An 18692-nucleotide genomic window follows, 5' to 3' on the forward strand; every position below is an offset into this window, starting at 1 on the left:
ACCATCTTCCTTTCTGCGCCACCGGATGACCCGCCGCGCCGATTCTATTTTTTGCTACTATCCTATATTTTAGGACTATTCTATTGATTGTCAATATGCTATTCTTTGCGGGGGAGGATAGGAGCGCCATGAAGCACGAAATCATCAAGCCGAGCCAACGAAAACGTTATGAATTCATTGAGTTCCAGTTGATGTGGGGTGGAACAATCGGGCGTAAGCTACTCAAGGACAAGTTTGAGATATCCCTGCAGCAAGCGACTCTCGACCTCACATCCTACCTCGACCTCGCCCCCAAGAACATGTCCTACGATCCGCGTCAGAGGACATATGTGGCTCGGACCAGCTTCCGCCCCGTGTTCATCAAGGGGGAAGCCAAAGAGTACCTTCACCATTTGGAGATGTTGCATTACGGCTACCGCGACGCTGACGAGATATGGCCCGCCAGCATTCCCGCTTTCGATGCAGTTGCTGCCTCCTCCAGAAACACAGACCCCAAAACACTGAAAGCAGTCCTACGGGCAATAAGAGACCGTCATTGCCTCGAAGTCATGTATGTCTCGCTCAGCTCTGAATCGGAGAGACCTCGCTGCTTATATCCACATGCAATTGCGAGCGATGGTCACCGCTGGCATATGCGGGCATATGATGAAGACAATGATCGACACTCTGATTTTGTCCTCTCAAGGGTCGAAACGATCAAAGCCAAAGAGGACAGCGCGAGAGACTTACCCGAAGACAAAGAGTGGTCAACAATTGTGGATATTCGACTGCGGCCTGACCCTTCCTTGGGCGAGAGGCAGCGCAGGCGCCTTGAGATCGAGTACAATATGAAGGGCGGAGAGCTTGAGATTAATGTGCGCCAAGCGATGGTTTTCTACTATCTTCGATTCTACGGCTTTAATCCGCATGAAACACAAGACGGAATGATTCGGAACGTAAGCAGCTTCTCGCTAAATATTGTTAACTTGAAAGAAATAGAAGAATGTATTGGTCGGCGAAGCTAAAGAAATTGATTGGGTGGGAAAGCGAGGCCAAACTGCCTGAGCTCTTCTCCGGCGATGGCGTACCGGACCTCGTCAAGAAAACACTTCGAGAGAACCCTGCCATTCGAGGCAACTCGACAATTATAGACAGGTTATTAGGTCAAGGAAGGGTTGAGTTTTTTCGCAGGGGCGACTGCTTGATTCATGAAGGCGGTCAGGATAATGATGTATTTTTCCTCCTCGCGGGTGAAGTGGATATCGTCTTTCGGCGCCAGCTTGGTTCAAAGCGTGTTGCTCCGAATCAAGTCGGTGAGATGGCAGCGATTGAGCTCGGAAGCAAGAGAACGGCAAGTGTATACGCCCTAACAGATGAAGTCGCGGCGCTTAAGGTCTCGGGACAAGAGTTTAACCGCATTTGGACAGACAACCCAGAGTTTCAAAAAAACCTCCAAATAGAGATGACAGCCCGCCACCGCGAACGAATTGCTGCTGGAGAAGTTGCGAAGCGTAATAATTCCTCTTCTTGGTTCTTGATTTCCGCTGGAGTGGGATTGGCGTCGTGTCTTATGACATGGCTACTTCTTATCCCGCCCTTTTGGAGCCATGATGCCCGCCTGGCAGCAACCGTGATGACTGGTTTTGGGTTGTTTGTACTGATGCTTCTTCATAACCCAGCTTTCTTTTGGAGGCGATGCTTTGGGCTCGTCTTGTTTGCGATGGTGGGAGTCTTGGCCCTTGCTCAGTTTGTGTCTGTGGAGGCAGAGAACGGATTTGGCAGTTTAAAGATTGAAATTCATTCGGGCGAAACCGAAAGTGACTGGAAGCAGAATCTTATCAATCAAGCTGCTTTCGTCTTCACTCTAAGTATTTGCGCATGGATGGATCGTAGGATTAACCCAGACTAGGATTAGGCGCTTGTAAAATAAGGCTGGCATTTAGAAGGAATGAGAGGTTGCACTGAACGAAGATTTTAATAAAGAAGTTGGATCGATTTTTAGCGACCACTGGGATTTCTTGGTGATCAAACGGGCAGCCGTTTGTGCATGGTTCGGTGCAGGTGGAGGAGGCATGTCTCCAAGCCCTGTGAGTGGCTCCAAGGGCGCGATAGCCCATGGTCTTCCTGAAAGGATCGATGGGGCGCAGGGAGAGCGAAGTCTCCTTGCGAGTGGTTGACCGGCGATACGGTCTCTTGGCTTCGGAGGGGTTCAATGCCCTGGAGGAGCCAACGGCCGGGGGGATGCAACGGGGACGCGCAGCGGGTCCCTTTGCCAAGATGTGTGGTACTACCACACACATCTTGCGGCTTCGCAGAAGTCGGAAGTTGCCCGAAGGGTCGCAGCGCTATCGGGTCAGCACGACCCACATCTCGCGCCATCTCCAATGATGAAGATAGCTTAACGGCCGAAGTACTTGCGGTCGAACTTCTATCCTAGTTAAGGGAAGCGAGGGCTCTGCGCACTAGTCGTATAGAAAATTGCTACGAATGGGCGCATAAGATCCAAGTCACGGTTCGATATTCGTCATTGTGATACTGGCTTTGTCTTTCCAGAAAAGTGAGGCGCAGAAGGAACATAGCTGATACTTATAGCGTTATCTAAGGAGCTTTCAGCTTGACAGAAAGGCCAGATAGCGAGTTTCCTGCGGGAATAGAAACAGGAGATAAACTTGCCAGTCGTAGGACTTTCTCACCCCCGCGCCATCACGCCGATCTCAGACCCTCTTCATGGTAGGATGGAGTTCACTATTTTTGATCGCGACCTGATCGACTCTCAGGTATTTCAACGACTTCACTTCGTTCTTCAGAACTCGATAAATTATGTATCTTTCCCTTCGAACAAGAACACAAGGTTCCCCCATTCACTTGGAACTGCCCACCTTTGTGGCCAAATGTTTAAATATGGCCTCTCAAATTCTCAACCCGAAACTCTCGACGCCTTCCTTAATGATGCTGCAGATTTTTTAAAACATCTCGTCGAAGTCTTGGCCAAGGCGCCGGGTGGAACATCGCTAGGTGAGGCAAATGAAGATTCCATTATTAGATCTTGTCTAAGCGCTCATAAAGCCACGATTTCGGGTAGAAGCAACTTTCTGCATGCGCCCCTGCAAGAAAAAAGATCAATAGATAGAGTAAGACTTACAGATACTTTTGGCGAAGCGAAATTTACTGCAGAATTTATTTCAGATACCTACTGGCAAGCATTGAGGCACTACGCATTATCGCACGATCTCGGCCATCTCCCTATGAGCCACGCGTTTGAACGAGCTATTGAAAGTGCATCAGAACTGATGCGATTCTATGGAGGGAGCAGCGAACTAATCGACGAATACGATATGCATCACAGTGAGCTTCGCAAGGATTTCTACGGCATTCGAAAGAATAGAGATAGGTATCTAGAAGAGTTTTCAGAAATTCTCAAGGTTGAGAACTCGGCACTATCTACCGAAGCATCGCTCAAAGAAGTTCACGAAATAAGAAGCATCTTTCTATACAACTACTTTGCCATGGAAGAGAGCGCCCCCACACTCGGATTTGAGGAGAAGCGCCTAGGAGCTAGTAGCAAGGACATTGAAATATATAGCGATATAATTCAAAGATTGTCGCTATCAATTACACTCTCCAAAACCACGACTAAGTCGAAACGAGAAAAAGTTCACCCCTTCTCCTTCTTGAACTCGTTGAGGTGCATAGTAGACGGATGCGTAGATTGCGATAGGTTAGATTATTCGGCGCGTGACCTACTTGAAGCGGGGGCGCGATTCGGAAATTTCGATTTAGAAAGAATTGTAAAGAGCTCTGTATTAGTATCTAAGAACTACGATGATAAGGGGCGAGTTTACGCACTTGGGTTCCACCATCGCGGCACTCATGGAATTGAGCAATTCTTCGAGAGCCGCTATCAAGGATATAAATACGTAATCAACCATAGAGCAGCCTTCAGGTCAAACGCTTGCATGGAGAGGCTGATTGGACTTTTGATTGCTTATTCATACATTTTTCCAGATCGAAGGATCTCAAAAATTCTGACGCGCTATGGATATATATCATTTGATGAGAGTACAGGACGGATATCTGCGCTTCTTCCTGCGCTAAGGGAATTCATTAATAGAATAGAAGACAACTCACTTCGTTCAATGCTTTACGAAGTGAAGCAAGCGTGCAGCGATCTCCGTAAAACGAGCGATCCAGAAGAGGCTTCATTTACGCGCAATTCTACGGCTCAGCCTAAAGATATGTTGGACGAGATATCAAATCTAGCAGATGTAATACTATTCCGTGACTTCTCGAAAATTGCTACCCTTTTCAAAGATTGGTCAATTCTCGAGGTTCTTGAACGCGCGACGAACACTCCACTGAGGAATCAAAGGTCAAAATTCAAATCTTTTGTAGATTGGATGACAGAGGAACGAGACCTTAATACTGAAAATTTTCAGAAATTTGTTTTTAAAGAGTCGTTGAGAGAATTTGGAAATCCTGTTATTGTATTTCTAGGTACCCTCAGTCCAAAGGGAGTAGACATTAAAGACTCCACCTTCTTTTTTGAAGAGCAAGTCTGGATTGAAGATAGTTTTGGCCGCATACAAACGGCGCTTAACTATTCTTCTGGGTTGAGGCTGATGAAAAATCGTGCGGGCCGTGAGGAGCGTATACGAGTTTACGCGATCTCTGACGACATGAAGTCTAAGAGCTCTGATAAACTTGAAGCGCTCGAAAGGTACGCGCTCGAGTATCTTAATGAACGATGGCAAAGTTGGAATCAAGAAAAGGAGAAAGATCATGCATAACTTATCAGAACGGCAAAAGTATGTTGCGCTCAGCAGTTTAGCTTCATCAGAGAGAGCTCTCGGCTACGATGAATTGATTGCAAAAATGACTGAGGTCTCGATCGAAGAGTTTAACACTAAGAGCTCCGTTGAAACTCCGAAATTTCTACCTTCTCTTATCACCGAGTTGGTCCGTGAGGACTTTGCCGTGATGGCAGCACCGGATCGATGGAAAATTACGGACCGTGGAGCGCGCGTGTTGAAGAGAATTTCCAGTCGAATTCGACCTAAATCACCTGCCTAACACTCACAATTTTTTTGGTCTTTCGGAAGCTATGGGACCTCTTTTCTGAGGCTCTCGTTTTTGCGCTTCGAGACGCTTCGTTCACTTAGAAGGTTCCGCCGACCTATTCTTTAAATCAGCACCTTGGGACATGATCATTCACAGAACTTCGAGTTTGCAAATTGCACCTCCCATCGAGAAGATGCTTCTTTCACTTAAAGATTGAATACCAGATAGGGTTAGCACAAATACGAGGGACCTGTTTGAGTTGAACGAGGAGCGAATACTTCGCACGGCATTGGATTCGGCCATTAGTCGCTATTATGGCCGCGTCGGCGAACCTTTTCACTCTAATGTGAAACTTGACCCGATCGATCGCCCTGATTTTCACGCTGTCGTCTTTCCTACTACGGATGGTATATGTATCGAAGCAAGCAACAGCGTGGTCGAGCGCCTAGCGGCAGTTTGGGAAAAGGTAAACGCACTCTCTTCGGACCTACCAGCGGAGCATCAGCTCCAACTGCTCGGCGATCCTGATCATGTCGTCGATATGGCGCTCCGCTGGCTGATGCAGCATGAATTGAACCATGCTGCCGTCGGCCATTTCAAGCTGACGGATGGCGCAGCGCTTGTCGAAGGCGGCGGCGAGAAAGCCTTCAGTGCAGCCACACGGCGCTCACGAAAGCCTTCTCCCTTGGAAGCTTTGCCGGAAACTGATCAAAAGCTGGCTTCTCTTTGCTTGGAACTCCAGGCCGACCACGATGCGACCGAAATCGTCCTGGGGGCCTATTCTGCCGAGAACCACACCCTGTTTCGTTACTACGCGATATGCATCGCGCTTGTGATCTTTGTCATCGAGCAGGTCGATCGGGAGAACGCCAGGGAAGAGATCACGCATCCCAAGGCTTCCACGCGACTGTTTCAGCTTCTCGCTTATCTTGTCGAGCTGCCTTACATCCCCGCCTACAAGCGAGCCTATGCGGAAGGCCTTACGGAGATGCCCGAAGACTATCTTCCGCCGCGCGACGAATTGGAGCGATATAGCGCAGATGTGTTCGCGCCGGTCTTCGCCGCATGCGAAATTATGGCCGAAGCGATCGAGCTCCCCGGCATCATCAATGAGCTCGGCGGTGTTGAGGCCTTCTTCGCGGATATCAACCGCGCCGTGTTTGAGGGGCATGACAGCATCGACGCCTTTGTGACGCCCTGCGCGGTTCAATGGGCGTCACTCAAGCCGCTCAATGAGCGCCTGCTCAAGATGCTGGGATGGAAGTAGACCTCTTGGCTTAGCCCCTACGGGATAAAGAGGACATGCGCCTCGTAGACGTTGAGCGTCTTGTCCTCATATCGCCGTGCCAGCTCACCAATGTTTGTTGCCATGCGCTTGTCAGGCGAGGTGACAATGACAAAGCGATGCTCGCCGGAATCATCGACCTCGTAGAGCGGGGCCGGTTTTCCCTTGGCGTCGCGCGGAAGTAACGAAACCCCTTCGCCAACAGGTATCCTGAAGTGCTCTTCACTTTCTCCAAGTGCGAGCGGATGCCACACCTTGCCATAGCGCTCGAACCCGATGGCAAAGCCGGGACGGTCCGATGTCAGTTCCAGACAATAGGCTTGTCCCATACGGAGCCTGGTCACGTTCTGCGGGGCATCACGGACGCGCTTACCGATCCCGAATTCCACGCGGACCTTTACGATCTGTAGACCGCCCGGCTGTTTGCGGTGATCGATAAAGCGCTCGAAAGCCACAAGCGGCGATAGGGCGAACAGCTCTTTATCCTTGGCGTGCGCCCGCTCGAAATGGTGGTCGATGATCCACTTGTGGATCAACTGCGCGCGGGTAGCCGAGATCTTCCCCGCCCTGAAGTTATCCGCGTAACCTGTGCCCAAGACAACCTTGGGACCGATGGCTGCGAGGATTATTGCCTCTATGTGTTGGCCGGTGATTGAAGCGATCTCACGTGCGACCGTGTAGAGCCGCTTGATCCATTCAACCCGGTCTTCGCGCGGCAAGCCCTTCCAATCGATATCTTCAAATTTTTTGTCCATCATCAATACCCGCTCTCACCCGCAGAATACCGGGGATTGAAGCCTGTTTGTCCGTCTAATCTCAAGCCCGATTTGCTGCTTCACGGCAAATAACGCTTTGAGAATTAGGACTTTTGTCCTAAGATGTTCTCTTTATGTTCTCGCAACGGGACAAAGGAGAGCACGAACCAGACAAAGGCCCAGAAGGGCGGAAAGGATAAGCCGATGACACGGGCAGAAGAGACGAGCACAGCGCGCAGCGCATCCCCCACACTGACCATCGATTGGGAGGCTTACGCCGCCCTGCTGGAAGAAGGGGAGCATAGCGAGGCAGAGGCGCGCGAGTTGATCGAAACGCTCTGGAGCATCGTTGTCGCCTTTGTCGATCTGGGCTTTGGCATCCATCCCGTCCAACAAGCCTGTGGAGAAGGATCGGAAAATGCGGAAAGTCTCACGCCCGATGTGCTATCCTCATTCCTGAACTCAGCAAAGCAAGAGCAACAGGAAACAGCTGCGACGGAGGAGGACCACCCTCGTGACGCAGGCGAAAGGAGTCCATCATGAAAGGAGAGGCAACCATTCAGTCCCAGAAGGCCGTGATCTATTGCCGCGTATCCGGCGCCAAGCAGGTGCGCGAGGGCGATGGCCTGCATTCCCAGGAAACCCGCTGCCGGGAATATGCGAAGTATAAAGGCTATGAGGTTCTAGACGTCTTCACCGACGACATGACCGGCAAGGCCTCGGCCCGACCGGGCATGCAATCCATGCTGGGCTTTCTGCAAATGAATGCAGACGCCTCATCGAAGATCGTGGTCATCATCGATGATATCAGCCGCTTGGCCCGTGGCCTGACCGCCCACCTGGAATTGCGTCAGTCTCTCCTGCAAGCGGGCGGCAAGCTGGAAAGCCCGTCCATCGAGTTTGGCGAGGACAGCGACTCCATTCTTGTCGAAAACCTCCTCGCCTCCGTGGCCCAGCATCAGCGGGAGAAGAATGGCGAGCAGACGGCCAACCGTATGCGGGGGCGTTTGCTCAACGGCTATGCCGTCTTCCCCGCCCCGATCGGCTATCGCTATGAGAAGCGCTCCGGTGAAGGCAAGCTGCTGGTGCGGGATGAACCCTTGGCCTCCATCGTGCAGGAAGTATTGGAGGGCTATGCGTCTGGCCGGTTTGAAACACAGGTCGAGATCACCCGCTATCTGGAATCCATCCCTGCGTTCCCGAAAGACCTGCCCAATGGCAAAATCCGCCAACAGAAGGTCAGCGATATTCTGAACCGCGTGATCTATGCAGGTCATATCGAACATGAGCCCTGGGGCGTCACACGCCGGAAGGGTAAGCATGAACCATTGATCTCATTGGAGACCTATGAGCGCATCCAGGCACGCAAGGCGGCGCGGAACGTCGCGCCCATGCGCAAAGACCTGAATGAAGACTTCCCCTTACGTGGCTCACTCACATGCGCGGACTGCGGAAAGCCTATGACCTCCTGCTGGTCGCGGAGCAGCACCGGCAAGCGATATCCCTATTATTGGTGCAAGACGAGCGGCTGCACCGCCTATCGAAAATCCATCCGCAGCGAGAAAATCGAGGGGCAGTTTGAGACGATGTTGCGCAACCTCTCTCCAACGAAAGGCCTGCTCTCGATTGTCACTGCCATGTTCAAGGATGCCTGGAGTCAGCGGCAGGATCAGATCGATGCCAGCCAAACCGATCTCAAGCGCCAGATCACGGAGATCGAGTCAAAGACAGCGAGCCTGCTCGATCGCATCGTCATGAGCGAAAACCCAAGTGTCATCGCAGCCTATGAGAAGCGCATCACGGAACTGGACAAGGAAAAGCTGATCCTGGCCGATAAGCTCGATCAAGACAGCAAACCGCTGCACCCCTTCGCCGAGATGTTCGAACTTTCTTTGGACTTTCTCTCAAGCCCTTGGAAACTCTGGGAAAGCGGCTCACTTGCGCTGCGCAAAACAGTCCTTAGACTGGTCTTGAACGAGCCTTTGTCCTTCGATCCCAAAACGGGGCTTCGAACGCCGCAAGTGACTGTTCCGTTTCGATTTTTAGGGATGAGCACAGAAAACTGTGAAATGGTGCGGTCGAGAAGACTCGAACTTCCACGGGTGTTACCCCACAGCGACCTCAACGCTGCGCGTCTACCAATTCCGCCACGACCGCACTGTCTTGACTTGGTGAGGCGCTCTTTAGCTGAGGCATCGGGGCACCTCAAGAGACATTTTCCAAAAATTCGCACGACATGGGGCGGGCACGCGATTGGCGCCCGCCGGCAGTCTTGTCACTCTGATATCTGGAAGGTCGGCAGGCCGACACTCGCCTCGACCGGCTGCGGCATCGTCCCGCCCCCACCAAGTTGGACGGCTGCGGCTTGGATGAGGTTAACCCGCTCCGGCTGACCGGGCGCGAAGACCGCGGCCGCGCCGCCGGAAATCGCGGAGGTTGCACCGTCATACCAAGCGGTTGCCATATCAGCCCGCTCAGGCGCGCCGAACCCCAAGGCAAGGTGATGCCCCAGCAATTCGCCGTAGGGAGCCTCCCCCATTGCGCTAAGCAACAGCGCGGAGCCGATCGCCACATCCATATCCTCGGTGCGGTATCCCGTTCCAAGGCAGATCTTTGCCGTTCCGGACAGTTGCGCGGCATCCAATCCACTGTTGAGGACGAAGGCTCCGACATCCCGCAGCACCTCATCGCGCGGCTTGATCGCGATGGAGGCGGCATAGGGCTTGAGGGCCGGGCCATACTGACCGCACATCTGCGCCACTTGTGCAGCGCTCACACCTTGAAGCGCTTGGCCCATCTGATCCGAAACCTCCATCGAGAAAGCCCGGGCGAGACAGAATTGCTCGTTCAGGACGAGCATGGGCTCGCCCATCGTAGCCAAGGTGACGAAACCGCCATTGGCGTTGGTCAGCAGACTGACCTTGCTACAATGACTGCCCAGCGTTGGCTTGGCAGAGGCAAGACCGGTGGTGGGGAGCAAAGGCAGAGCCGCCATAACCGTACCCGGGGTCTCGGTTGCGGGTGCCGGAGTGGGCATGGGGGCCGCCGGTGCGGCCGCGGGAATTGGCGTCTGCGCAATGGAACACGTTGCGCCAGAACACGAGAAATTGGCCGGGACCGGATTCGAAGCCAGCATGTTGTTGCGCGCATAGCCATTCGAGGTGGAGACGAAGACCATCGTCTGACACTGGTTCGCACCACACCAATAGCTCGACCCGCTATAGGAGGTATCGAGAATGTAGTCGGTCCGGCCATCCCCGTTCAGATCAGCAAGCTGGATGAACCCCGACCGCTGAAGGAGTTGTTCAGCAGAAGGGTCCGAGCTTTCGGCGACCTCATCCACTGCTTGCGAGACTTCGATCGGCAGCCCGGAGTACCCAGCTTTTGGCACCTCTACCGCTGCGACCGTGCCGCCTGACATGATGTCCCGCTGTGCCTTGAGCAATGCCTTCGCGCCCAAGGGACTGGTGGAGACAAGCCGCATCGCGTCCGCTGCGCCGCTGGTGCCACGATGATAGGCACCGACAAGGACAGATCGTTCGTATTCGTTGAGCGTGCCCGTCACGGGAAACGCCATGAACGCCTGATAGCTCGACACCGCGCTGCGCGTCCGGCTGCCCATCACACCATCCGGGGACCCAGCGGGAAATCCGAAATAATTCAGGGAGGTCTGCAGTTCCCGCGTTTGCGCCCTTGCGGGGGATGGTTTGGCGGTCCGATACACTGTGCGGGTTTGGGTTCGCGGCTGTTGGCGCTGATTGTTCATGATCGCGCCGCCGATCATCCCGCCGATGATCCCGCCGACAATATCGGCCCCATCCGCTGCGGCTTGTTGCACTGGCGCCAAGGCCACGCCAGCCGCCACGGCCATTCCAATAACGGATTTGCTCACCATGATCTGTCCCTCGAATTGATCCACCACTAAAGGGATAAATCTACCACGATTCCTTGCCGTAGGGTTAAGAAATTCGATTATTGGTGCCACCGGCGCTTCTCGATTGAATCGCAGTGAATTGACAATGAACTTCAAGCGGGCCATGCCGCTGGCCTCGTCAGGAGGGCATGAAATGGTGGAATGGATCGTCAGCGAGGGACTCACCGACTATGCCGACGCGCTGGCGCGGATGGAAGCACGCGCCGAAGCCATCGCGACCGGAAGCGCCGAAGAAGCCATTTGGCTGCTGGAACACCCCCCTCTTTACACCGCTGGCACGAGTGCTCAGCCGCAGGATCTTGTCGATGCTGATCGGTTTCCGGTGCACCAGACGCGGCGCGGCGGCCAGTATACCTATCACGGGCCGGGCCAGCGGGTCGCTTACGTCATGCTGAACGTGGGCCAGCGCGGCAAGGACGTGCGGCAATTCGTGAAGCACCTTGAAAGCTGGGTGATCGCAACTCTGGCGGAGTTCAACCTGCGTGGCGAGATCCGACAGGGCCGCGTGGGCGTATGGGTCCCTCGCCCCGACAAGCCGCTTGGGCTTGATGGCGCACCACAGGAGGACAAGATTGCCGCCATCGGCATCCGCTTGCGCCGCTGGGTTTCGTTTCATGGAATCTCGATCAATGTGGAGCCAGACCTCAGCCATTTTGACGGAATCGTCCCCTGCGGCATTCGCGAACACGGCGTCACGAGCCTCGTGGACCTCGGCCTTCCGGTGAGCATGGCCGATCTTGACCTTGCTTTGATGAAGAGTTTCGAGTCGATCTTTGGAGATCGACCCATGCAGGCGGCCCACAGCGCGCCATGAGACGCACCGCGAAAAAATATGTTGCTGCGGCAAAAGCGTGCATTGCCCCCCCGAAGCACGCATTCTAAAACATGCATTGAAGCACCGCGCGTGAGGCGACTCCCGCGGCCACAATTCAATTGAGGAGGCAGACATGGCGGACGCAGCCATTCACGGCCACGAACACCACGATCAGCGGGGCTTCTTCACCCGTTGGTTCATGTCGACCAACCACAAGGACATTGGCATCCTCTACCTCTTCGTAGCGGGCGCCGTCGGGTTCATCTCGGTGGCCTTTACCGTCTATATGCGGATGGAACTGATGCACCCGGGCGTACAATACATGTGCGCGGACGGGTGGCGTTTCTTCGGCGGAATGGGTGGAGAAACCTGCGCACCGAACGGGCACCTGTGGAACGTGATGATCACGTACCATGGCGTGTTGATGATGTTCTTCGTGGTCATTCCTGCGCTCTTCGGCGGTTTCGGCAACTACTTCATGCCGCTCCAGATCGGCGCGCCGGACATGGCGTTCCCGCGGATGAACAACCTCAGCTTCTGGCTCTACGTCGCCGGCACCTGTCTGGGCATCGCGTCCCTGCTCGCTCCCGGCGGCAACGGACAGCTCGGCTCAGGGGTTGGCTGGGTGCTTTACCCGCCGCTCTCGACCTCCGAGGCCGGAATGTCGATGGATCTGGCGATTTTCGCGGTGCACGTCTCCGGCGCATCCTCGATCCTCGGCGCGATCAACATGATCACCACCTTCCTGAACATGCGCGCTCCCGGCATGACGCTCTTCAAGGTGCCGCTTTTCGCGTGGTCGATCTTCGTGACTGCATGGCTGATCCTTCTGGCCCTCCCCGTCCTGGCCGGCGCCATCACGATGCTGCTGACCGACCGTAACTTCGGCACGACCTTCTTCCAGCCTTCTGGCGGCGGCGACCCGATCCTTTACCAGCATATCCTGTGGTTCTTCGGACACCCCGAGGTCTACATCATCATCCTGCCCGGCTTTGGCATTATCTCCCACGTGATCGCCACGTTCTCGCGCAAGCCGGTCTTTGGCTATCTGCCGATGGTCTGGGCACTGATTGCGATCGGCGTGCTGGGTTTCGTCGTCTGGGCGCACCACATGTACACCGTGGGCTTGTCCCTGACGCAGCAGAGCTACTTCATGATGGCCACCATGGTGATCGCGGTACCTACGGGGGTGAAGATCTTCTCCTGGATCGCGACGATGTGGGGCGGATCGATTGAGTTCAAAACCCCGATGCTCTGGGCCTTCGGCTTTCTGTTCCTCTTCACCGTGGGCGGCGTGACGGGCATCGTGCTGAGCCAGGCCGGGGTCGACCGCGCCTATCACGATACCTACTATGTCGTTGCGCACTTCCACTATGTGATGTCGCTCGGGGCGGTGTTCTGCATCTTTGCGGGGATCTACTTCTACTTCCCCAAGATGTCCGGCCGCATGTATCCTGAATGGGCCGGGAAACTGCACTTCTGGATGATGTTCATCGGTGCAAACCTGACCTTCTTCCCCCAGCACTTCCTGGGCCGTCAGGGCATGCCGCGTCGCTACATCGACTATCCTGACGCGTTCGCAACGTGGAACTATGTCTCATCATGGGGTGCCTTCCTCTCCTTCGCATCCTTCCTCTTCTTCATCGGCGTCATCTTCTACAGCCTCGCTCGCGGGCCCCGCGCAACTGCCGCGAACCCGTGGAACGAATACGCCGATACGTTGGAGTGGACCCTGCCCTCACCCCCGCCGGAGCATACGTTCGAACAGCTCCCGAAACGGGAAGACTGGGACAAACACCCGGCACACTGATCGCCAAAGGCCCGGAGGAAACTCCGGGCCTTCTTGTTTGGTGCCGACAACGAAGTCTTGGTTAGATTTCATTCTTTTGAATCGGATGCAGTGTCACTGCTCCTGTTCGGCAGACGTCACCTATCCTTGCATTGGTCAGAATCAAAAAGGCCCGGACGGGGCGTGACGATCCCCCTTCCGAGCCAAAGAGACTTGGGTAATCGCTCAGCCGTATACGGCTTGCATCCCTGAGTAGTCGCGGAACCGTTCCACGAGAAGGCGGTTCTCGGTCGGGATATCCCGCATGGAAATCATCCCGATCAGCTTGTTGCCGGCATCGCAGACCGGCAGGTGGCGAAACTGGCCAGCCAACATGATATCCATCGCCGAGGCGGGGCTATCTTCCGGCCCGAGGGTCACGGGTTCACGGGTCATCACCTCGGAAACGAGCGTGGTCGACGTGTCTCTTCCACCGATGACACAACGTCGAATAACATCGCGCTCACTGAGAATACCGACCAGACGCCCGTTTTCCACTACGGGTAGAGCGCCAATATTGCGCGTGCTCAGGATCATGCAGGCCTCCCCCACCGTGCGAGTCGCGTCGATCGAAAACATGGGCCTATCGCTGAGCAGTTCGGAAATTGATTTGATATACATGGGTTTAATCCGCCACTGAAAGAATAACCCTTACGTAACACTTTCTTCGCGAACGTCAGAGTGAGAGATTCCTGACCTTCCGGGCAGGACGCCACTGAAACCTCCCGAGCCAACTTCGTTGCCCAAGAGCCTTGAACGAAATCCAACGGTGGTGTTCTCTGCGCCCGTCTTGGGAGTACGCGATGAAACTGTCGAAAATCATAGGCGCTTTGCTGGTGCTTCTCGCGCGCCCCATCGCCGCGGACCCTCTCCCCGACCCTATCACCGGCGACGCCTACCGAAAGACCGACCCGGTCGCCGTTCGGCTTGGCCAGCTTCTCTTCTATGATCCGATCCTGTCGGGAAACCGCAACATATCCTGCGCCTCCTGCCACCATCCCCGGTTCGGGACGGGAGATGGCGTCTCGCTGAACATCGGTGAAGGCGGGCTGGGTCTTGGCCCTGACCGTGTGGCCGACCCGCTCAACCCGCCAGAGGAACTGGTTCCCCGAAACGCACCCGCTCTGTGGAACCTCGGCGCGCATGAATTCACGGTGCTGTTCCACGACGGTCGCATCGAAACAGACCCCTCCCGCCCAACTGGATTGCGCACGCCGCTAGAGGATGAGATGGTCGAAGGGTTCGCCAATGTACTTTCGGCGCAGACAATGTTTCCGGTCCTCAGCCAGGATGAGATGGCCGGGCACTATGCCGAAAACGATGTGGCAAAGGCGACGAGACAAGGGTTGATCACTGGCCCCGGCGGATCTTGGGACCGTATTGCCCGGCGGGTCACCGCATTGCCCGAGTACCGGGCGGGATTCGAGGAATGGCTCGGCAAGCCTGGGGCAGAGGTCACTTTTGCGGATATCTCTAATGCGATTTCCGACTTTATAGCCGCAGAATGGCGCGCGGATCAAAGCCCGTTCGATGCACATCTTCGCGGAGATATGCCTTTGGAGGGCAGTGCCCTGCAAGGTATGACACTCTTTTATGGCGAGGCCGGCTGTTCCTCCTGCCATTCAGGGCCGTTTCAAAGCGATCACAGTTTCCACGCCATGGGCGTCCCGCAATTTGGCCCTGGAAAAGCGGCGAGGTTCGAACAGCACACCAAGGATCTTGGGCGCATGCGCGTCACCGGTCGCGCCGAGGATGCTTACGCGTTTCGCACCCCGAGCTTGCGCAATATTACGGTCACCGCTCCCTATGGGCATACGGGAAGCCACCTGAATCTGCGGGCATTTTTGTTGCACCACATAGATCCCCGGAGGCCCTACGATCCTGCGCAGGCGGTGCTTCCCGTCGCCCTCCACGATCCCTTCAGGCCATTGCTGGACCTCGACGAGGCGGAAGCCATCCTTGCGGCTGTCCCCACGTCAGAGATCATACTGGATGAAGCAGAGATTGATGCGATCCTCGCATTTCTGAATGCTTTGACCGATGAAGGCGCGGTCGCGGGGCGGCTTGGGGTCCCCCACACGGTCCCCAGCGGCCTGCCAGTCGATCGCTAACGCACCAAGTCGATTCGCGTGTTGGCATCGACGTTCTGCCATGCACTGTGCGTCCCATCGGGCCAACGGACTCGCACCTCGACCTTGGCGGCGTTGCCCAAACCGAAGTGCCGCGGGAGCAGACTTCCACTGACATGCCCGCCGCCCACGGTGATCTCCTGCACCATATTCTTGCCCGGCAGACGCACCTCTACCCGCGCGCCCACCGCATCCCGGTTCGGACCCGCCTGTCGGGGTCGAACAGCGATCCAATTCCCCGCCTCGCTGAGGTTGCGGTACATCTCTGCGGGAGCGCGACGGTTCACGACGATGAGGTCCAATCGACCGTCAAGATCCAGATCCGCCAATGCCGCGCCCCGAGAGCGCGCAGTACTGGCAACACCTGCAGAATTGCCCGCCTCTTCGAATTGGCTGTCCGCCGTTTGCATGAGCAGGTTGTTTGGATCGTAGCTCGCATTCGAAGGCATCTGATCGACGTTGCCTTTGGCGATGAACAGATCATCTCGGCCATCATTGTCGATATCGCCGAACTCGGCGTGCCAACCGGTAGATGGGCGGCCATCGTCGCCCAGAAATGGCCGCTGGGCATAGGTGCCGATATCGTAAGGCGCTTGATCATACCCGCCATCAGGCCGCGCGATCTGAAGCAGTTGATCCCCCATGGAGGTAAGCATGACCTCCGGACGGGCGTCGCCGGTAATGTCACGGCTGGCGATCCCCATGCCCCAGATCGAAATTCGTTGCCAGCCGTCATCCTCCGACAACCAGTCAAGGTCGGACAAGCTCAGCAATTGCTCGTGCCCGTCCCGCAAATAATAGTGGCGGTCATTCGAGATGCGCAGATCAGCCGGGCCGTCCCTACCCCGGTCGGAGAAGAGCATGGAGAGGGCACAAAACCCCGGCGTCAAAACGTGAGGTGGGCCAAATCGCCGTCCTTCGGGGCGATAGAGCGCGTTGTCATCACAGGTACCGAATGGTCCGTCGGGATCTTCGCGGTCCACGTAGTTTCCCACGGCGAGGGTGGGCCATTCTGCGCCCTGCTCCCATGTGGCTGAGAACGCAGTGGACCATGCGGTGCCGCCGTCAAATCCCCATTCATCGTTGGCAAGCGCGAACTGACAGCCCCCCAGCCCGCGATAGAGGTGATTCTCACCCACGCGGAGCACCGCAAGATCGAGATGGCCATCGCCGTCGATATCAAGCGGATAGGCCCCCGTCACGCCTGTCTCAGGTTCAAAATCGCCACGTTCGAAACGAAACCCACCCCGATTGAGGTAGAGCGCCGCCGGGTTCGTGCCGCCGGCCATAAACACCTCCGGCAGGTCATCCCCGTTACAGTCAAATGTCGCGACCCCGCCACCGACGAAATGCTCCCATCCGCCGTCGTAGACGTGCGGCGACGGGAGTGCCTCCATCAGATCAAAGCGCGGATCGGCCTGCGCGGCCCCGGCAAGAAGCCCGCCAAGGAGAACGATACTCGCATACCTCATACCACGACCTCTGGCCGCGCGGTGCGCCGGGCCGAGGCCGCCGCAAGCGCGAGTGTGGCCGCCCCCCGAGCCCAGACGAGCCCGCCCCAGGCGTTGATCTCAATGTCCGGCACATTGCGACCTGCATCGACGGCCAGCTGGCGCGTCTCATTCAAAACGTCCTCGGCATAGAGGTAATCGAACTTCATCCGTGCACCTGACAGGACGATCAGTTCCGGATCGAAAAGGGATATTACGTTCGCGAGCCCGACAGCGAGGAAACGCCCCGCCCGGCGAAAGATCGTGCGCGCAGCTTCGTTGCCTGCCTTGGCCTGATCGTACAGGCTTTCGAGTTGCACCTGAGCCGGGACGGGTTTTCCGCGCACCTGTTGCATGGCGACGGAAGCTTCGCGGACCAGCGCATAGTCGGCGACGTAGGCTTCAAGACACCCACGCTGACCGCAACGGCACAGAGCCCCATCCAGTTGCACCTTGGTATGCCCAAGCTCCAGCGCGGCACTATGAGTTCCGCGATAGAGCTTGTGCCCGGTCACGAGACCCATCCCCAAACCATTCTCGATAGTGATGACGGCAAAGCTTTCGACGCGCCGCCCCGCCCCGTACCAAAGCTCCGCGAGGGTGACGAGATTGGCATCGTTGTCCACTTCGACCGGAACCCCCAGCCGCGCGGACAAAAGCTCCGCCATGGGGACGTTCCGCGCCTGCATGATGGGCGACCACAGGATCGTGCCGTTTGCATTGTCGACAACACCCGGCAATCCAAGCCCCAGGCTGTCGATCTGTTCCATACCTATGCCTGCCGCCATGGCGAGCTTGAGAAAGACCCGCTCAGCCTCGTCAACCAAGGAGACATCCGCCCCCGGCCTGCGAGGGATGGCCACGTCGGCAATGGCCTTGCCCGCATAGTCGAGGATGATCCCCGAGTGCACCTCATCGCTAAGCATGACACCGGCGACATATCCCGCTTCGCCGCGCACCTTGAGCGCGACCGGCGGGCGACCCCGGTTACGGTCGCGTTTGGTGCCCGTCTCCACCTCTTCGAGCAGGCCCTGCTCCAAAAGTTCGGCGACGAGGTTGGTGACAGTGGCGGGACTGATCGCCAACCGCTTGGCTACGTCGCGACGTGAAATCCGGCCACATGATCGCACGCAATCATAGACCTTTTGCCGGAGAGCCGGTGTATCTTCGGTCTGAACCGGTACCATCGGCCCGATTCCATCCCTCGGCAGCTTGAGTTCCCGCAGGCGTCCGCGCATCTCCACCCTTAATTTTTCTCGCAAACAAATTCAGGGCAGCAATCCTGCCATTCGCCTGCGAACCTCCCCTTTGAAGACAGGTTATGCCACGTATTACGCATCGTGAAGACAAAAAAGACAAAATTTATTTTGACAGATAAATTAAGTTGCGCGATGCTTCAGCCCGCGTGGCACGATCTGCC

Annotated in this window: 14 protein-coding genes, 1 tRNA gene and 1 pseudogene; 10 read left to right on the forward strand and 6 right to left on the reverse strand. The window is 56.0% G+C overall.

Annotation, left to right across the window (positions count from 1 at the left end; genetic code table 11):
- Positions 1-128: 128 nt before the first annotated feature.
- From BM234_RS07365 to BM234_RS07385, 5 genes are all read left to right on the forward strand, one after another.
- Positions 129-1004: a WYL domain-containing protein gene (locus BM234_RS07365; RefSeq protein ID WP_175501216.1), complete on the forward strand. Its 876-nt coding sequence runs from the start codon at positions 129-131 to the stop codon at positions 1002-1004.
- Complete coding sequence (locus BM234_RS07370) at positions 983-1888, forward strand: cyclic nucleotide-binding domain-containing protein (RefSeq protein WP_092062539.1); 906 nt, start codon at positions 983-985, stop codon at positions 1886-1888. Before BM234_RS07365 ends, BM234_RS07370 begins: the two co-directional genes overlap by 22 nt.
- A gap of 760 nt (positions 1889-2648) precedes the next feature.
- Positions 2649-4766: an HD domain-containing protein gene (locus BM234_RS07380; RefSeq protein WP_139226779.1), complete on the forward strand. Its 2118-nt coding sequence runs from the start codon at positions 2649-2651 to the stop codon at positions 4764-4766.
- On the forward strand, positions 4759-5049 hold the full coding sequence (locus BM234_RS17255) for a hypothetical protein (RefSeq protein ID WP_139226780.1): 291 nt from the start codon (positions 4759-4761) through the stop codon (positions 5047-5049). Before BM234_RS07380 ends, BM234_RS17255 begins: the two co-directional genes overlap by 8 nt.
- A 247-nt stretch (positions 5050-5296) precedes the next feature.
- A complete protein-coding gene (locus tag BM234_RS07385; RefSeq protein WP_139226781.1) occupies positions 5297-6304 on the forward strand; it encodes a hypothetical protein in 1008 nt (335 codons plus the stop codon).
- A gap of 17 nt (positions 6305-6321) precedes the next feature.
- Here BM234_RS07385 and BM234_RS07390 read toward each other — a convergent pair whose 3' ends face one another.
- Positions 6322-7080 (reverse strand): hypothetical protein, encoded by a 759-nt coding sequence (locus BM234_RS07390; RefSeq protein ID WP_092062552.1) that lies wholly within the window; start codon positions 7078-7080, stop codon positions 6322-6324.
- Positions 7081-7281: 201 nt separating this feature from the next.
- Between BM234_RS07390 and BM234_RS07395 the strand changes: the two genes are divergently transcribed.
- Complete coding sequence (locus BM234_RS07395) at positions 7282-7620, forward strand: hypothetical protein (protein WP_092062554.1); 339 nt, start codon at positions 7282-7284, stop codon at positions 7618-7620.
- Positions 7617-8612 (forward strand): annotated as a pseudogene (locus BM234_RS07400) (recombinase family protein); the annotation flags it as partial. The gene BM234_RS07395 and the pseudogene BM234_RS07400, both read left to right, overlap by 4 nt.
- Before the next feature lie 535 nt (positions 8613-9147).
- Here the strand turns inward: BM234_RS07400 and BM234_RS07405 are convergent.
- Together BM234_RS07405 and BM234_RS07410 are read right to left on the reverse strand one after the other, a co-directional pair.
- Positions 9148-9234: transfer RNA gene (locus BM234_RS07405), tRNA-Leu, on the reverse strand.
- A 118-nt stretch (positions 9235-9352) separates the two neighbouring features.
- The gene (locus BM234_RS07410) at positions 9353-10972 is read right to left on the reverse strand and encodes a peptidoglycan-binding domain-containing protein (RefSeq protein WP_092063284.1); all 1620 of its coding nucleotides are present in this window, start codon (positions 10970-10972) and stop codon (positions 9353-9355) included.
- A 142-nt stretch (positions 10973-11114) separates the two neighbouring features.
- On the opposite strand from BM234_RS07410, the gene lipB reads away from it, so the two are divergent.
- The gene (gene lipB, locus BM234_RS07415; RefSeq protein WP_425439238.1) at positions 11115-11825 is read left to right on the forward strand and encodes a lipoyl(octanoyl) transferase LipB; all 711 of its coding nucleotides are present in this window, start codon (positions 11115-11117) and stop codon (positions 11823-11825) included.
- A 133-nt stretch (positions 11826-11958) separates the two neighbouring features.
- Positions 11959-13635, forward strand: coding sequence for a cytochrome c oxidase subunit I (gene ctaD / locus BM234_RS07420; RefSeq protein ID WP_092062560.1), 1677 nt, complete (start codon positions 11959-11961; stop codon positions 13633-13635).
- A gap of 204 nt (positions 13636-13839) precedes the next feature.
- On the opposite strand, the gene BM234_RS07425 is transcribed toward ctaD, so the two are convergent.
- Positions 13840-14274 carry a CBS domain-containing protein gene (locus BM234_RS07425; RefSeq protein WP_092062563.1) on the reverse strand — a complete coding sequence of 145 codons (435 nt, stop codon included), beginning with the start codon at positions 14272-14274 and terminating at the stop codon, positions 13840-13842.
- Positions 14275-14456: 182 nt separating this feature from the next.
- Here BM234_RS07425 and BM234_RS07430 point away from each other — a divergent pair, with 182 nt between their 5' ends.
- Entirely contained in the window at positions 14457-15764 is a 1308-nt protein-coding gene (locus BM234_RS07430) for a cytochrome-c peroxidase (RefSeq protein WP_092062566.1), read from the forward strand.
- Here BM234_RS07430 and BM234_RS07435 read toward each other — a convergent pair.
- Both BM234_RS07435 and BM234_RS07440 read right to left on the reverse strand, forming a co-directional pair.
- Positions 15761-17254, reverse strand: coding sequence for a CRTAC1 family protein (locus BM234_RS07435; protein WP_092062569.1), 1494 nt, complete (start codon positions 17252-17254; stop codon positions 15761-15763). The genes BM234_RS07430 and BM234_RS07435 overlap by 4 nt on opposite strands.
- Complete coding sequence (locus BM234_RS07440) at positions 17251-18510, reverse strand: ROK family protein (RefSeq protein ID WP_092062572.1); 1260 nt, start codon at positions 18508-18510, stop codon at positions 17251-17253. The genes BM234_RS07435 and BM234_RS07440 overlap by 4 nt, the downstream gene beginning before the upstream one ends.
- Positions 18511-18692 lie beyond the last annotated feature (182 nt).

It is taken from the genome of Poseidonocella pacifica (assembly GCF_900111875.1).
Taxonomy (GTDB): Bacteria; Pseudomonadota; Alphaproteobacteria; order Rhodobacterales; family Rhodobacteraceae; genus Poseidonocella; species Poseidonocella pacifica.

Coding starts and splice junctions, on each gene's coding strand:
- lipB (WP_425439238.1), top strand. CDS start 11,115: ATGCCGCTGGCCTCGTCAGGAGGGCATGAAATGGTGGAATGGATCGTC.
- BM234_RS07440 (WP_092062572.1), bottom strand. CDS start 18,510: ATGCGCGGACGCCTGCGGGAACTCAAGCTGCCGAGGGATGGAATCGGG.
- BM234_RS07430 (WP_092062566.1), top strand. CDS start 14,457: ATGAAACTGTCGAAAATCATAGGCGCTTTGCTGGTGCTTCTCGCGCGC.
- BM234_RS07370 (WP_092062539.1), top strand. CDS start 983: ATGTATTGGTCGGCGAAGCTAAAGAAATTGATTGGGTGGGAAAGCGAG.
- BM234_RS07435 (WP_092062569.1), bottom strand. CDS start 17,254: ATGAGGTATGCGAGTATCGTTCTCCTTGGCGGGCTTCTTGCCGGGGCC.
- BM234_RS07425 (WP_092062563.1), bottom strand. CDS start 14,274: ATGTATATCAAATCAATTTCCGAACTGCTCAGCGATAGGCCCATGTTT.
- BM234_RS07365 (WP_175501216.1), top strand. CDS start 129: ATGAAGCACGAAATCATCAAGCCGAGCCAACGAAAACGTTATGAATTC.
- BM234_RS07410 (WP_092063284.1), bottom strand. CDS start 10,972: ATGGTGAGCAAATCCGTTATTGGAATGGCCGTGGCGGCTGGCGTGGCC.
- BM234_RS17255 (WP_139226780.1), top strand. CDS start 4,759: ATGCATAACTTATCAGAACGGCAAAAGTATGTTGCGCTCAGCAGTTTA.
- ctaD (WP_092062560.1), top strand. CDS start 11,959: ATGGCGGACGCAGCCATTCACGGCCACGAACACCACGATCAGCGGGGC.
- BM234_RS07395 (WP_092062554.1), top strand. CDS start 7,282: ATGACACGGGCAGAAGAGACGAGCACAGCGCGCAGCGCATCCCCCACA.
- BM234_RS07390 (WP_092062552.1), bottom strand. CDS start 7,080: ATGATGGACAAAAAATTTGAAGATATCGATTGGAAGGGCTTGCCGCGC.